Origin of the sequence: Shewanella sp. Isolate13 (assembly GCF_022398325.1) — a bacterium.
Taxonomy (GTDB): Bacteria; Pseudomonadota; Gammaproteobacteria; order Enterobacterales; family Shewanellaceae; genus Shewanella.
On the sequence record NZ_JAKEVD010000060.1, the window covers coordinates 1 to 15,691 of the forward strand.

11 protein-coding genes and 2 rRNA genes are annotated in these 15,691 nt (G+C 47.1%); 5 read left to right on the forward strand and 8 right to left on the reverse strand.

What is annotated here, in order from left to right; translation table 11 throughout:
• Positions 1-136 precede the first annotated feature (136 nt).
• Positions 137-2,689 (forward strand): PBP1A family penicillin-binding protein, encoded by a 2,553-nt coding sequence (locus L1D44_RS21200; RefSeq protein ID WP_239893187.1) that lies wholly within the window; start codon positions 137-139, stop codon positions 2,687-2,689.
• A gap of 83 nt (positions 2,690-2,772) precedes the next feature.
• Here L1D44_RS21200 and argH read toward each other — a convergent pair whose 3' ends face one another.
• The 5 genes from argH to argC form a co-directional block, all read right to left on the reverse strand.
• Complete coding sequence (argH, locus tag L1D44_RS21205; RefSeq protein ID WP_239893196.1) at positions 2,773-4,140, reverse strand: argininosuccinate lyase; 1,368 nt, start codon at positions 4,138-4,140, stop codon at positions 2,773-2,775.
• 111 nt (positions 4,141-4,251) lie between these two features.
• Positions 4,252-5,490, reverse strand: coding sequence for an argininosuccinate synthase (locus L1D44_RS21210; protein ID WP_239893188.1), 1,239 nt, complete (start codon positions 5,488-5,490; stop codon positions 4,252-4,254).
• Between the two features lie 69 nt (positions 5,491-5,559).
• Positions 5,560-6,465, reverse strand: a complete 906-nt coding sequence (locus tag L1D44_RS21215) for an ornithine carbamoyltransferase (protein ID WP_239893189.1) — start codon at positions 6,463-6,465, stop codon at positions 5,560-5,562.
• Between the two features lie 12 nt (positions 6,466-6,477).
• Positions 6,478-7,281 carry an acetylglutamate kinase gene (gene argB / locus L1D44_RS21220; protein WP_239893197.1) on the reverse strand — a complete coding sequence of 268 codons (804 nt, stop codon included), beginning with the start codon at positions 7,279-7,281 and terminating at the stop codon, positions 6,478-6,480.
• Entirely contained in the window at positions 7,281-8,288 is a 1,008-nt protein-coding gene (gene argC / locus L1D44_RS21225) for an N-acetyl-gamma-glutamyl-phosphate reductase (RefSeq protein WP_239893190.1), read from the reverse strand. The genes argB and argC overlap by 1 nt, the downstream gene beginning before the upstream one ends.
• A 276-nt stretch (positions 8,289-8,564) precedes the next feature.
• Between argC and argE the strand changes: the two genes are divergently transcribed.
• The 3 genes from argE to L1D44_RS21240 all read left to right on the forward strand — a co-directional run bounded on the left by argE (position 8,565) and on the right by L1D44_RS21240 (position 13,062).
• On the forward strand, positions 8,565-9,716 hold the full coding sequence (gene argE / locus L1D44_RS21230) for an acetylornithine deacetylase (RefSeq protein WP_239893191.1): 1,152 nt from the start codon (positions 8,565-8,567) through the stop codon (positions 9,714-9,716).
• A 167-nt stretch (positions 9,717-9,883) separates the two neighbouring features.
• Positions 9,884-12,520 (forward strand): phosphoenolpyruvate carboxylase, encoded by a 2,637-nt coding sequence (gene ppc / locus L1D44_RS21235; protein ID WP_239893192.1) that lies wholly within the window; start codon positions 9,884-9,886, stop codon positions 12,518-12,520.
• Positions 12,520-13,062, forward strand: coding sequence for a DUF1439 domain-containing protein (locus tag L1D44_RS21240; protein ID WP_239893193.1), 543 nt, complete (start codon positions 12,520-12,522; stop codon positions 13,060-13,062). Before ppc ends, L1D44_RS21240 begins: the two co-directional genes overlap by 1 nt.
• Before the next feature lie 88 nt (positions 13,063-13,150).
• On the opposite strand, the gene L1D44_RS21245 is transcribed toward L1D44_RS21240, so the two are convergent.
• On the reverse strand, positions 13,151-14,425 hold the full coding sequence (locus L1D44_RS21245; protein WP_239893194.1) for a CinA family nicotinamide mononucleotide deamidase-related protein: 1,275 nt from the start codon (positions 14,423-14,425) through the stop codon (positions 13,151-13,153).
• Positions 14,426-14,702: 277 nt separating this feature from the next.
• Here L1D44_RS21245 and L1D44_RS21250 point away from each other — a divergent pair, with 277 nt between their 5' ends.
• On the forward strand, positions 14,703-14,858 hold the full coding sequence (locus L1D44_RS21250) for a hypothetical protein (RefSeq protein WP_239893195.1): 156 nt from the start codon (positions 14,703-14,705) through the stop codon (positions 14,856-14,858).
• Between the two features lie 406 nt (positions 14,859-15,264).
• Here the strand turns inward: L1D44_RS21250 and rrf are convergent.
• A 5S ribosomal RNA gene (gene rrf, locus L1D44_RS21255) occupies positions 15,265-15,380 on the reverse strand.
• A 189-nt stretch (positions 15,381-15,569) separates the two neighbouring features.
• Positions 15,570-15,691 (reverse strand): 23S ribosomal RNA (locus L1D44_RS21260); the annotation flags it as partial.

The following is a 15,691-nucleotide window of genomic DNA, read 5'->3' on the forward strand; positions in this document are numbered from 1 at the left end:
ATGAAATAACGCTCAAAATATAGACAAATCTCACTTTTACAGAAATACATAAAGGTTTATCTAGTCACAAGACTTCACCATTTCCGGCGTGGCTTATATACTATCTGTTCTTATTTTTAGTTCTTGGAATATTGCGGTGAAGTGGTTTAAACGACTTTTGATAGCTTTCTTTAGCCTAGGTTTACTTGGCATCGGAGCGATCATTGCAGCTTACTTTTATGTGCTGCCAGATCTACCTGATGTCACAACGTTAAAGACAGTAAAATTACAAACACCACTTCGTATTTATAGTAGTGATGGAAAACTGATCTCTCAATTTGGTGAGAAACGCCGTATTCCACTAAAACTGGAGGAGATCCCTAAGCCTCTACTACAAGCATTTATCGCAACCGAAGATGCACGTTTCTATGAACATAGAGGTATCGACCCAATCGGTATTTTACGTGCGGCATCTGTCATGTTAACAACAGGACAGAAGAAGCAGGGTGCGAGTACCATCACCATGCAGGTTGCGCGTAACTTCTTTTTGACTCGTGACAAAACCATTATACGTAAAGTAAAAGAGATCTTTATCTCGATCCATATCGAGCAACTACTCACCAAAGATGAAATCCTAGAGCTATACGTTAACCGCATCTACCTAGGCCAGCGTGCCTATGGTGTTGGTGCAGCCGCACAAGTTTATTACGGTAAAGAAGTCAGCGAGCTGACTCTACCAGAGATGGCGGTCATCGCAGGCTTACCTAAAGCACCATCGACACTGAACCCCATTACTTCAAAAACACGTGCCATGGCTCGTCGTAATGTAGTTTTGATGCGGATGAATGAAGTCGGCTATATCAATAATGCAGAATACCAAGCCGCGGTTGCCAGCCCTATTACCGCTAAATACCACGGTGCAGTGATCGATCTGTATGCCCCCTATATTTCTGAGATGGCGCGTGATTACCTAGTTGCCAAACTCGGAGAAGAGGAAGCCTATACCGGTGGTTACGACATCTATACCACCGTAGACTCTAAGCTACAGCTCGATGCCCAAAAAGCGTTGCGTAATAACGTTTACTCATATGACGAGCGCCACGGCTATCGCGGCCGAGTTAAAGAACTTTGGACAAAAACCGCCCTAGAACCAGAAGAGATCACTGCCAAACTAAAACAAACAGGAGCATTCCAGGGTATGTTCCCTGCGGCTGTTTTGTCCGTAAATGAACAAACTGCCACTGTGATGAACGCAAAAGGTGAAACCATCGAGCTGCCTTGGGATGGCATTAAATGGGCACGTAAATTTATCACCAACAAGCGCCAGGGTAAGGCACCGAAATTGGCGTCCGACGTATTAAAGCCTGGTGAACAAATTTGGATCCGCAACAATGGTAACTTCTGGCAATTAAGCCAAGTGCCATTGGTCGCTAGCGCCCTAGTCTCGCTCGATCCACATGATGGCGCGATTCGTAACTTAGTTGGCGGCTTCAGCTTCTACACTAGCCAATATAACCGTGTGACTCAGGCTAAGCGTCAGTTAGGCTCGAACATTAAACCTTTCATCTATAGCGCAGCGCTAGAGAAAGGCTACACTCTTGCCACCCTAATTAATAACGCACCGATTAATAAGCCAGATACAAGGCAAGGCACGGCTTGGCGTCCTAAAAACTCACCGGATGTTTATGGCGGCCCAACTCGTCTGCGTGTGGGCTTAGCACAGTCGATCAACGTGATGTCTGTTAGAGCCATGCGCTATGCTGGCCTAGATGCCACCATTGCAGAGCTAGTAAAGTTCGGTTTCGATCCTGCCGACTTGCCGCGCAATGAATCGATTGCCTTAGGTTCGCCATCGGTAACACCACTGCAAGTAGTCACCGCGTTTTCTGTTTTTGCTAACGGTGGCTACCTAGTCGAGCCATACTTTATCGAGCGTGTGGAAACCGCAAATGGCGATATTGTAGAGCAGGCGAACCCGACATTAGCTTGCAAGCCTGCGGTGACTGAGCAACCAGTAACTAACGACGATCCTTTTGCCGCTATGGCAAATGAACTTCAAGCCAGTACTACAACTGTAGAAAGTTTGCCTGTTATCGATGAAGCTCATCAGTGTGGCGATGAGAACTCTCGCTATGCTCCACAGATTATTTCTGAGCAAACCGCCTTCTTAATCACCGAAGCACTAAAGAGTGTTATCTGGGGTGGTGGAGACTGGAGCAAAGGAACTGGCTGGAACGGTACAGCATGGCGCGCAGCTCGAGTGGTAAAACGTCGTGATATTGCAGGTAAGACGGGTACGACCAACGAATCACGCGATACTTGGTTTAGTGGCTTCAATCCGAAATTAGCGACTACCGTATGGGTTGGTTTCGATGACCATAGCCAAGAGCTTGGCCGTACAAGCTGGAATGCAAACGGTGCTAAGGATCAGATCTCTTTAGCGGAAGCCGGTGCTAAAACTGCAGGCCCAGGTTGGAATGAGTTTATGAAGGATGCGCTGGCAGGCACGCCAGAGGTACCAACATCTGTCCCAGAAGGTATCGTTTCTGCACGAATCGATCTGGCCACCGGCAAGCTGACGCGTAAGACCGATTACACCAGTAAGTTTGAGTACTTTATTGCTGGCACTGAACCGACTGAATACGTGACTGAGCAAGAAGACAATAGCGATATCTTCATCGACGAACCTGAAGATGACCTATTCCAGTAATCCTTATTCGTAAAAATAAAAACGCGGTCACTCAAAAGTGACCGCGTTTTTTTTATACTTACGAACTCAACGAGCTTGGCCCATCAGCCCTCTTTCTTTACAGCCAATGCACTACGTACCTGCACTAAAGAGGTACCACCTAGAGCTTCACGTTTGGCCAAGCAAGACTCAATGGTCAAGCAATCATATACGTCGGCCTGTATCACCTCACTAAAGGCTTGCAGCTCTGTTAAGGTCAAATCTTCTAGAGGTGTTTGCTTGGCAATAGCGCTCACTACGGCCTCACCAACCACGTGGTGCGCCTCTCTAAACGGCATGCCTTTTGCCACTAAGTAATCAGCCAGTTCAGTCGAATTAGCATAACCTTGCTTTGCGGCATTAAGGGTTTTCTCACGATTCACCTGCAAGCCACTTAATACCAAGGCAGCCATCTCTAAACAGATAGACCAGCTATCCACCACATCGAACAAGCCTTCTTTGTCTTCCTGCATATCTTTGTTGTACGCAAGTGGCAATGCCTTCATGGTGGTTAAGATCCCCATTAAGGCGCCGTAAACACGACCCGTCTTGCCTCTGATCAGCTCCAATGCGTCTGGGTTTTTCTTCTGCGGCATCAATGAAGAACCCGATGTGACTTCATCGTCAAGTTCAATAAAGCCCGCTTCACCACTGTTAAAGAAAATTAAGTCTTCTGCCATCCGACTCAGATGCATCATGCTAATAGACGCATCGCTACAGATCTCAATCACATGATCTCTGTCTGAAACCGTATCTAAGCTATTGAGCGTTGGAGAGGCAAATCCTAAAGATTGAGCCAGTTTCACTCGATCCATCGGATAGGCTGTTCCCGCCAAGGCTCCAGTACCTAACGGGCAGGTATCGGCACGCTTAAGCGCATCTTGCAGACGACTGATATCGCGCTCAAACATCTCAACATAAGCTAGACACCAGTGACCAAACAATACTGGTTGAGCCCTTTGCAGATGGGTATAGCCCGGCATGACCGCATCGATTTCACGCTCGGCGAGCTCAATGAGTGCAGATCTTAAGTTGGTGAGTAAAGTCAGTAACTGCTCACCCTCTTTCTTACACCAAAGCTTAAGGTCGGTTGCCACCTGATCGTTACGCGAACGGCCAGTATGTAGCTTCTTACCTAGATCGCCAACCTTAGCAATCAACGACTGCTCGACAAAACTATGGATATCCTCAGCACCCGAGGCGATGATGAGTTCAGGGCTGTCTTGGGTTTCGGCGAGTAATTCATTTAATGCCTGATGTAGCTCTGTGCATTCTTGCTCGGTCAAAATACCAACTTGTGTAATGGCACTTGCCCAAGCAATTGAACCTACAATATCTTGCTCAATGAGTCGAAAGTCCACAGGCAATGAGTCGTTGAAAAGTTTAAACAGTGCACTGCTCTCTTGGCTAAATCTGCCGCCCCATAATGCCATTTTGACTTCCTCTTTAATCTGAGGCGAAGTCGTACTTCGCCCTTTAACTCTTTCTTTATAAGGCGCTAACCCAATGATGTTAGCGCTCACTTACTCTCATTAACCTAAAGCTTACTTCTGGTTATGCAGCGCTCTAATCCGGCTCGAAAGCGAATACAGACGAATAAAGCCTTCCGCGTCTTTCTGGTTATAAACATCATCGGCACCAAAGGTAGCGAACTCCTCTGAGTACAAGCTGTTAGGCGAGCGCTTCTTCACTACGCTAGCTTGGCCCTTATAGAGTTTAACCACCACTTCACCATTAACCAGATCGGCTAGAGGCTTTGATGCACCAAGCAGCGACTCACACAATGGGGTAAACCAGCGGCCGTCATAGACTAGATGTGCCATCTGCGCACCAACTTGTTCACGCCACTCACGACTGGTTTTATCCAACACCAGCTCTTCAATCGCACGCAGTGCAGCAAACATCACAGTGCCACCTGGCGTTTCATAGCAACCACGAGACTTCATGCCTACGAGTCTATTTTCGGTAATATCGATTCTGCCGACACCATGGGCCCCCGCAACTTCATTCAGTACCATCAGCGCTTTGTAAGGCGACAATGCTTCACCGTTCACCTTAGTGATCTTGCCATGCTCAAGTTCTAGAGAGACATATTCAGGCTGGTCCGGCGCATCTTCAGGCGCCACAGTCATGGTCCAAACGCCTTTAGATGGCTCGTTCCACGGATCTTCAAGCTCGCCACCTTCATGGGAAATATGCCAAGCGTTTGCATCACGGCTGTAGATCTTGGTTGCAGATGCAGAGGTGGCAATATTACGCTCGGCGAGATAGTCCAGCAGATCTTCACGGCTCACCATCTCCCACTCACGCCATGGCGCAATCACTTTTAGATCTGGTGCCAATGCTGCAAAACAACCTTCAAAACGCACCTGATCGTTACCTTTACCCGTACAACCATGGCAAACGGCATCGGCACCGACCTTACGCGCAACTTCAACCTGCGCCTTGGCGATAATCGGTCTAGCCATAGATGTACCGAGCAGATATGTCCCTTCATAGATGGCCCCAGTGGCAATCGTTGGGTAGATATAATCGGCCACCAGCTCTTCTTTTAAGTCGACGATATGACATTCCGACGCACCTGAGGCGATGGCTTTCTCATATAAACCTTCTAGCTCGGCATCCCCCTGACCAACATCGGCGCAAAAGGCCACGATCTCACAGTTATCATAGGTCTCTTTTAACCATGGGATGATTGCAGAGGTGTCTAAGCCACCTGAATAAGCCAGAACAACCTTGTTAACGCCAGAGTGATTACTAACTGCTGAATTTTCAATAGACATCTTAATTTCCTACTCACTGTTTTTTATGTCGATCCGCTAGTGCAGATTGATAGTTGTTTTTTGATAGAATTAGCTTAAAAGGGTTACCAGCACCGCATTCTGTGCGTGCATTCTGTTTTCGGCCTGATGCAAGATAAGCGAGCCTTCGCCATCGACGATCTCGGCAGTCACTTCAACCTCTCGATAAGCGGGTAAGCAGTGCATGAAGTGTTTCGCTCCCGCTTTTTGCATCAACTGAGCATTAACCTGATAGGGCTTAAACTTGGCCTCGATCTCTGCCATCGGCGTTGAGTCTCCCATGGAGATCCAAGTATCTGTGTAGATAGCATGGTGATCGCTAATCGCTTCAATGTCTGAGCTCAGGGTTAACTTGCCACCATGTTTTGCCGCGAGTTCCTGCGCTTCACAAACCACCTTGCCGTCTGGGAAATGACCCGGAGGACAGATCACTGTTAACTGCGCCCCTAGAATCGCCGCTCCAAACATCAAGGAGTGAGTCACATTATTACCATCTCCCACATAGGCCAGTTTCACCTTACTCACATCGCCATACTGCTCAGTTAAGGTCAAAAAATCCGCTAAGCCTTGGCAGGGGTGGTAGAGATCGGACAAGGCATTAATCACAGGTACCGTGCCATGCTCTGCTAACTCTTCTATGGTTGAGTGTAAAAATGTACGGGCAACAATCGCATCCGCCCAACAGGAGATATTGGCTGCAAAGTCAGACACAGGCTCACGCTTACCCAGTGCGCCATTTTGCTGATCCAGATATAAGCAGTGACCACCAAGCTTGTTGATGCCGATATCAAAACTCACCCGAGTTCTCAAAGATGGCTTTTCAAATAGCATCACCACACTCTTGCCCTCTAAGGCATGCTTATATTCGGCTGGATTAGCCTTAATATTTTGCGCCAATGCCAATAAGTCGAGTAACTGCTGCTGGCTTAGATCTTTGATAGATAGTAGATGTTGCATAAGACTTGTCTCCTAAGGTTGGATCTGTGTGCCAACGGTTTCACCTTGGCATAATGCGATTAACTGCTGTGCATGACGCCAAGAGGCTATTTGTACGGCTTGCCCCATGGACTCTGCAACATCTAATGCAGCCTCCACCTTGACCTTCATTCCTTTCTCAATAACGCCAATCTTGGTTAACTCATTAACCTGTTCTCTATTTAAACTATTAATTAACTGCCCTTTTCCATCGAGAACCCCAGAAACGTCCGACAACAAGACCAAAGAGCCTGAGACCAACTTAGCTAATGCCGTTGCCGCTTGGTCGGCATTGACGTTAAGCATCTGTCCCTCATCGCTAATGGCTATAGAGCTCACGATCGGCATCCAGCCTTTTGCCAACACAAACTCCAGATAACTCGCATCGTTTGGCTCAACTTCACCTACCAATCCCAATAACGGATCTTTAATCTTGGCGTTCATCATGCCTGCATCGGCTAGGCTGATACCTAAACTGGTTACACCCGCCTTCATCGCGGCGGCTTGAAGGATCTTATTGGAGGTACCCGCTAATGCTCCAACAACAACAGGGATCTGCTCTTCGGGGGTGATTCTTAAGCCATCCAGTTTTTCAGTTATCATGCCGTTCGCTTTTAACTGCTCATCAACCAGACAGCCCCCGCCATGCACCATAATCAGTGGCTGACCATTTGCGATAATCTTGGCCGCCGCTTCCATTAACCGCGCCATGCCCATTTCACACTGCAGTAAAGCGCCGCCGACCTTGAGCACCATTACCGGCTTACTTGCCACACTCTTCAGTTCTGCTTGAGTCATCATAAATCCCCTTCAGGCTGCTTTACCGACTCATCAAAATGAATCTTTATGCATTGCAGAGCTTGACTGGCAGCCCCCTTCATTAAGTTATCGATGGCGCTGGCGACCACTAAGTATCCCGTCTGTTCATCGTATTTCCATCCTAGGTGGCAATAGGGAGTCAGCACCACATCATCTACCTTAGGAAATTGATTTTTCTTTACCGTGACAAGCTCTGCAGCGTCGTAGCACTGATAGGCTTTCTCGATATCCTTCTCTGTGGTTCCAGGCTTTAATTTCACCGTAATCGTGGCCAAGATCCCGCGCTTAAAATTACCTAGATGAGGAGTGAAGATAACTTCTTGCCCTAGCTGAGTTGTAATTTCTGGTTGGTGCCTATGACCGAGTACGCCATAGGGCGTTAAGCTCACCTCACAGAAGCTGGTATGAAGCTGAGCTTTTCTACCTGCCCCAGTTACACCGCTTACCGCATTAATCACAGGCAACAGATCAGTTAATAGATGAGAGAGTGGTTTTAACGCCGTCAGTGACGCCGTTGGATAACATCCCGGTACCGCTATCATCTTACTCGCCGCAATTTGCTCGGCATTCCATTCGGCCAATCCATATACTGCTTCGGCTAGTACCTGTGGATATTCATGAGTAAAACCATACCACTTAGGATATTGCGTCACATCGGCAAACCGGTAAGCACCGCTCAAATCAAATACGGCTAAGCCTTGCTGATAGAACCAAGCAGCAAGATGCAAACTCACACCATGGTCGGTCGCCAGCACCACCGCATCGGCAGTTTTAACAATGGCTACTTTTGCCTCATCTGTTAGGGGAGTTAGGCTCAATGATATATGGCTATATGCAGGATAGAGTTCGGCAAGGGCTTTCCCCTTATCTAGGCTATTTTCAGATACATATAGACCTTGAATCGACAGGTTAAGGTCGGCATGAATAAGAGACGTGAGCTGTGCGCCTGTGTATCCACTGGCACCAATAATGGCTATATTTTTCATAGTCTATGACTTTAAAACCTTAATCTTGAATTTAGATGACGATGCGAAAAAAGAGTGGGCACAACTTAAGCCCTGGCTGAACACCATTGATTGACAAGATTATCGTCGCAGGAAGTGGGTACAAATAACCTTAATGACTATAGTTTGAACAAGACTAAACATATTGACTCTCATTAATCAGACCAACGAAATGTGGTAGTTACCTTAGCTGTTTGATAGACTAACACGCAAAATTAATTATGCAATATATTTGAATATATATTTAGGTATTTTTTAATGAAAAAACTTCCAGATATAAAAAGCAGTTTTAGTCAGCTTATCGCCACGCCTTCAATTAGTGCCCTTGAAGCCGAACTGGATACCAGCAATCTAGCTGTGATTGAGCTATTGCATAATTGGTTTGCCGACTTAGGCATGCAGTGTCAATCTGTACCCGTTGCCAATACACGCAATAAACACAATTTAGTGGCTTCTTTTGGTCAAGGACAAGGTGGATTACTGCTAGCAGGCCATACAGATACCGTCCCTTTCGACGAAGGGCGCTGGAGCCAAGACCCTTTTTCGCTAGTTGAAAAGAACAACCGCTGGTACGGTCTAGGCTGCTGTGACATGAAAGGCTTCTTCGCGCTCACTCTCGAAGCATTAAAAGAACTGCCTATGGAAAAATTTAGACGTCCACTGCACATACTTGCCAGCGCCGATGAAGAGACCACCATGAATGGGGCCAAAGCCTTTGCGGCTGCTAAGTCCATTGCACCAGACTATGCCATCATAGGGGAGCCCACGAGCTTAAAGCCGGTTTATATGCATAAAGGGCATTTCACCCAAGGAATTAGGGTAACGGGTCGCAGTGGTCACTCATCAGATCCGGCGAAAGGCCTCAACGCTATCGAGGTCATGCACTTAGTGACGGGGCAATTGCTTAAACTTAAACAACACTTAGCCGAAAACTATCGAGAAGATGCCTTCAGTGTGCCCTACCCGACCATGAATTTCGGTCATATCCACGGTGGTGATGCAGCAAACAGGATCTGCGGTTGCTGCGATCTGCATATCGATCTTCGTCCAATTCCCGGCCTGGCACTGGATGATTTGGAGTTGATGGTTGCCAACTACCTTGAGCCAATATGCAGTCAATATCCAGGTTGCATTCAAGTTGCCCCTTTATATCCAGGCTCTGAACCTTTTGCCGATAAAAAAGAAGGCAGCTGGACACAGCTTGTTGCCAAACTTAGTGATAGTCAGCCTGAAGTGGTTAACTATGCCACCGAAGCCCCCTACATCAGCCAATTAGGTTGCCAAACATTAGTCCTCGGCCCCGGAAGTATCGAACAGGCTCATCAACCGGATGAATTTTTAGATATTAGTTATATTAACCAAACAAAAGATCTATTAAAAAAGCTGATTTATCATGCATGTATAAAGTAAGTTGTTATTTTTTATCCAGCTTACAGACTAAAGCTAGCCGGGCCTTGTTAGGCTGCCAGCAAAAAGTGATGCAGAGCACAATCATGGTCGATATTTCAAACTCGAACATTGCCTAGCACAGCACTGCTAGGTATTGTGAACTATTAGCTTACCAATATGGAGCACGTATGGTAGACATGTATGCCTCGCTAAGGTCCAACGTTGGAACCTTAGGGCAGATTTTAGGTGACACAATCCGCACCGATCTTGATGGCACTTTCCTAGATAAAATTGAACAGATCCGTCATCTTGCAAAAAGCTCACGCCAGGGGGATGATGCCGCCCGCGAAGAGATGCTTACTCTCCTATCTTCTTTAAGCGATGACGAGCTCGTTCCTTTTGCTAAAGCTTTTAACCAATTCTTGAATCTGGCGAATATCGCCGAGCAGTTCCATACTATTAGTCGCAACTGCGATGAATTAGTTTGCGTTCCCGATCCAGTAGAACAGCTATTAGGCCGCATGTTGGGTGGCAATATTGATAAAACCAAGGTGTTAGAATGTTTGAAAACACTCGACATCGACTTGGTACTCACTGCTCACCCAACTGAGATCTCTCGACGCACGCTGATCCAAAAGTACTCGGCAGTTATTGATGCGCTCGCCGCACTCGAAAACCCGCAACTTACCGAGCTAGAAAAGAAACAGCATCACCTGCGTCTACGCCAACTTATTGCACAGATCTGGCATACCAATGAGATCCGCCACGAACGCCCCACTCCAGTTGATGAAGCACGTTGGGGGTTAAGCACCATAGAAGCCTCTCTATGGCATGCAATACCAGATTTCCTTAGGCAGCTTAATCAACAAGTCGAAGAGCGCACCAATACCCAGCTACCTATCGATATCGCCCCAGTAAAATTCTCAAGCTGGATGGGCGGAGACCGCGATGGCAACCCATTTGTAACCTCAACAGTAACCCAAGAGGTTCTCGACCGTAACCGCCATACTGCCGCACGCCTTTACCTAAAAGATGTCGTACTACTGGTAAACGAGCTATCGATGGAAGGCGCAAACGAAACACTGCTTGCCTATACCGACGATAGTAAAGAACCATACCGAGTCGTATTGAGGGTTCTACGCCAAAAGCTTAGAAACACCATCGATTACCTCAATGCAAGACTTGAAGGGCATCAACCAGAAGTCGATCCAAGTAAAATCATCTGGCATGAAAGCGATCTAAAAGAGCCTTTGATGATGCTATATCAAAGCTTATGTGATTCAGGTATGAGCTTAATCGCCAACGGCCTATTGCTTGATACGCTGCGTCGCATCGCTTGTTTTGGTATTCATATGCTAAGGCTGGATGTTCGCCAAGATGCCCAGCGCCATGCAGATGTCATTGCCGAACTAACTCGCTATCTTGGCATGGGTGATTACGCTCATTGGGATGAGACAGAAAAGCAAGCATTCCTGCTACGTGAATTAACAGGTAAACGCCCTCTAATTCCAGCTAACTGGCAAGCGTCTGCAGAAGTAGAAGAGGTGGTTAAAACTTGTAGGCTTATTGCAACCCAGCCAGCTCAGGCAATGGGCTCGTATGTTATCTCTATGGCAAGCCAACCCTCAGATGTCTTGGCGGTACTCTTGCTACTAAAAGAGACAGGCTGCCCACATCCTATGCGTGTTGTACCGCTATTTGAGACCTTAGATGACTTAAACAATGCCTCTGACTGTATGTCAGCCTTATTTGCCATCGATTGGTATCGCGGCTACACCAAAGGCATTCAGGAAGTGATGATCGGCTATTCTGACTCAGCTAAGGATGCTGGTGTAATGGCAGCCGCTTGGGCGCAATATACAGCACAGGAAAAACTAGTTGCCATCAGCCAAGAAGCCAATATTAAGCTCACCCTGTTCCATGGCCGTGGTGGTACTATCGGCCGTGGCGGCGGACCAGCTCACCAAGCGATCTTGTCTCAGCCACCTGGCTCTGTAGATGGACGCATTCGAGTCACTGAACAAGGTGAGATGATCCGCTTTAAGTTTGGCCTGCCTAAACTCGCAGTGCAGAGCCTGGCGCTTTATACCTCTGCGGTCATGGAGGCGACACTATTGCCACCACCAGAACCTAAGCCTGAGTGGCGCCAATGTATGCAGCAACTTGCCGACGAATCGGTTTTAGCCTATCGCGCTATCGTTCGTGAAGAACCTGATTTCGTGTCCTACTTCCGCGCCGCAACGCCAGAAATTGAACTGGGTAAACTACCATTGGGTAGCCGTCCGGCGAAACGTCGGGTTGATGGTGGTATCGAAAGCTTACGTGCAATTCCCTGGATCTTCGCTTGGTCACAAAACCGCTTAATGCTGCCAGCATGGTTAGGTGCAGGTGAAGCACTAAAAGCGGCTTCTGAGAGAGGTGATTTGCCACTACTGCAGGAGATGGAAAAACACTGGCCATTTTTCAAGACTCGAATTTCAATGCTAGAGATGGTTTACGCAAAAGCTGAACCTAATCTGTCGAAGTTCTACGAGACGAGCCTAGTCCCCACTGAGCTACATCACCTTGGTGTGCAACTCAGAGACCGATTGGCAACAGGTATTGAAGCCGTGCTTGAGCTAACCCAAGCCGAAAGCTTAATGGCCCACACGCCGTGGAATCGTGAGTCGGTAGAGCTTAGAAATCCCTATATCGATCCGCTAAACTTCCTACAGGCAGAATTGCTAGCGAGAACCCGTAGAGAGCAGGAGTCCTCTCAAAATGTCGAGCTAGCATTGATGTTAACCATAGCTGGCGTTGCAGCCGGAATGAGAAATACAGGTTAATGAAATTACTAAAAGTGGCGCTTGCTAGCGCCTTGCTGTTATTGACTGGCTGTGTCAGTCAATACAGCATCACAGAAGAAGAGCTAGAAACTTACCTTAACGATGAGATGCACTTTGAAGTAAAGCAGGGCAACCAAATCTTCGGAATTGATCTGCGCGTTAATGACATTAAAGTCACCTTAGGCGAAAAGTCAGATACCATGGCTGTATCTGCTGTCACCATCGTTAATGTACGCAACCCTATGATGCCCATAAGCGCAAATCTTGTTGCTGAGTTTGAGGCTGAGCCGTGGTATGACGCAACGGACCACAGCGTTCACCTGCGTAATCTGCAATTAGTTAAAGTGGAATCTAATCCTAAGGACATAGAGAAAGCCATTGGCTCAATCGCCCCTGAGTTAATGCGTTTCTTGACCCAGTTTCTAGAGACTAAACCTGTATATGTATTAGATACCAAAGAGTCGAATCAGGCACTGATTGCCAATATAACCAAGCGAATCGAGGTTAAACCCGGCAAGCTAGTCCTTGTTTTTGAAGACTAACCTTAAGTAGTTAATTCGCCACTGAAACTAAAAGCAGGCTCCTTTGAGCCTGCTTTTTATTATTTAGAGAGAGTAATTTTTAAGAAAATTACTTCGCAAAACGACCTATCGTTCCATAATCGACAATAACTGCCTCGCCTAATAACTCTCTTCTTAGCATGTCCAGTGCTACCGCCGTACTTAAGCTACGCACTAAATCCCTAGAACGCCTCGGAAGCTTGATCATCTGACTATAAACGCCTCCTTTAGTCGCTAGTGCAATGGCAACCGTCCCGACGGGCTTGTCTTCGGTGCCACCAGTTGGACCTGCAATGCCGCTAGTCGCCAACGCAAAATCACTATCGAGTATGGCCCTTGCTCCTTCTGCCATCTCCTCTACCGTAGCGATTGAAACCGCGCCATGGTCATCTAAGGTTTCAGGCTTAACCCCCAACACTCGAACCTTAGACTCGTTACTATAAGTCACTAAACCTTGGTCTAAATAGGATGAGCTGCCAGAGAAGTCGATCAGTTGACTTGCAATCATGCCGCCAGTACACGACTCGGCAACACTTAGGCTTAGCCCGGAATCGACCATAAGAGAGTGGATCACCTCAGCCAGGCTTGTATTTTCATCGGCAACGATGGCGTTTCCCAATAAGAAGCGGATCTGGGTTTCCATCCGATCAAGTTGGCCGATTGCTTCTACACCTCGAGCGAAGAGTTTAATTTCGATATGTGGCATAAAAGAACGATAGCCGATGGTCATTCCATCAGGAAGCGCAATATTCTCAAGCGCATCGGCAAGCGATGACTCTCCTTGCCCCAGAGTGAGATACTTCCTTAGAGCAACGTCTCCCGCAATTTCGAATCTCTGCTTAACAAACGGAATAAACTGCTCTTTAACCATCTGTTTAAATTCAAATGGCACGCCCGGAGTAAAGAATAGCCAAGCACGGTTCAGCTTTACAGCGAAACCACAAGCTGTACCAACAGGATTGTCTATCATAATGGCAGACTCGGGTAACAAGGCTTGCTTAAGATTACTCAGTGCCATTACTCGGCCACTACGGGTAAACCAATCTTCCAACCTCTCACGCCAAACCTCGTTTTCTACTAAGACCTCTCCCTTAGCCAGTGCCATTGCTTCTGCAGAGAGATCATCACTTGTCGGTCCTAGACCGCCATTTACTAGAATCACATCCGCCTCGCGACTACGCTCTATAAATACTGATATAAGATCTTCTAAACGATCGCCCACGGTTACACGCCTTTGGCACTCGATACCCTGCTCCATCATGGTATTACCGAACCATGCAGCATTTGTATCGACTATCTGGCCAGCCAATACCTCTTCGCCCGTACAAATCATTTCCAGTTTCATTCGACAATCCTTAGCGTCCTCATTGCAGCTAAACTATGAAAGCTAAGCCGTAATAGCAATACACAATCGCAATTAAATCACTAGCAGTTACTCACCACATCCATAACAAGTGAGTGAGGAAGATAGCCTGCTTAAACTAAGGCGCTATGGCCTTCCCTTTATATCCATTCCACCAAGGTATTTGTTAGTCCTAAACATCAGATGGCAGAAGTGTCGACCATGCATAACTATATGCATATCGGAAGAAGAACGAAGCTGGAAAGCAAAGCACACGGAAGTGCCGAATGCCGGAAACGCATGGATGCAGTTGCAGGCCAAGCTCAGCGACACTTCCGCCATGGATGGCGGGAGTGTCGATATTGAAGGAGCATTTATCGACCGACGTCGACTCTTTATCATCAAGAATGGCATTTATGCCTACTTAAGTGGATAAGCCACCTTAACAGATAGCTACATTTAGATAAGTTAGCGTTGATTATCTTACAAACACCCAAACGCAAATCCTCTCCTATGCCATCCATGGCATTCAAGGATAAGTACCTCCTGTACACAAAAGCCACCTGCTCTTATCAAAAAAGAGTAGGTGGCTTCTTCACCACTCTTTACCAGTAAAACAGGCGCCTGGAAATGAGCTACTCGATTCGCGCAGCGAACACATGGGGGCGAAGAAGCCCTGCTCTGGATGCAACGCATTCAAGGGCTTTGTCGCGCGAGTAACTCGTTACGAAGCTGGGGACCCCGCTCAGCGGCGAGGCGACGTCGGGAGTCGCTCTTTTCGCGGAGCGCATATACGAAAAAAGCCCTAGCGTTTTCTGCTAGGGCTTTTTCGTGTATTTAGCGCCTGGAAATGACCTACTCTCACATGGGGAGACCCCACACTACCATCGGCGATACTGTGTTTCACTTCTGAGTTCGGAATGGATTCAGGTGGGACCACAGCTCTATGGTTTCCAGACAAATTTGGTAAATTTGAAAAGCTGTTACTCGCCGGAGCAAGTAATTGAAATTAAGTTTTGAGTTCACACTACATTAAGTGCTTCATTCTAATTTTGGATGACCTCCATGGATGGAGGAAATACTTAAAAATGCATGGAGCATTTTAAGTAGAAACATTAGTCTCTCATACAAAACCCATCAGGGTTGTATGGTTAAGCCTCACGAGTCATTAGTATCAGTTAGCTCAACGCCTCACAACGCTTACACACCTGACCTATCAACGTCCTAGTCTCGAACGGCTCTTTAGAGGAATTAAATTCCTAGGGATGA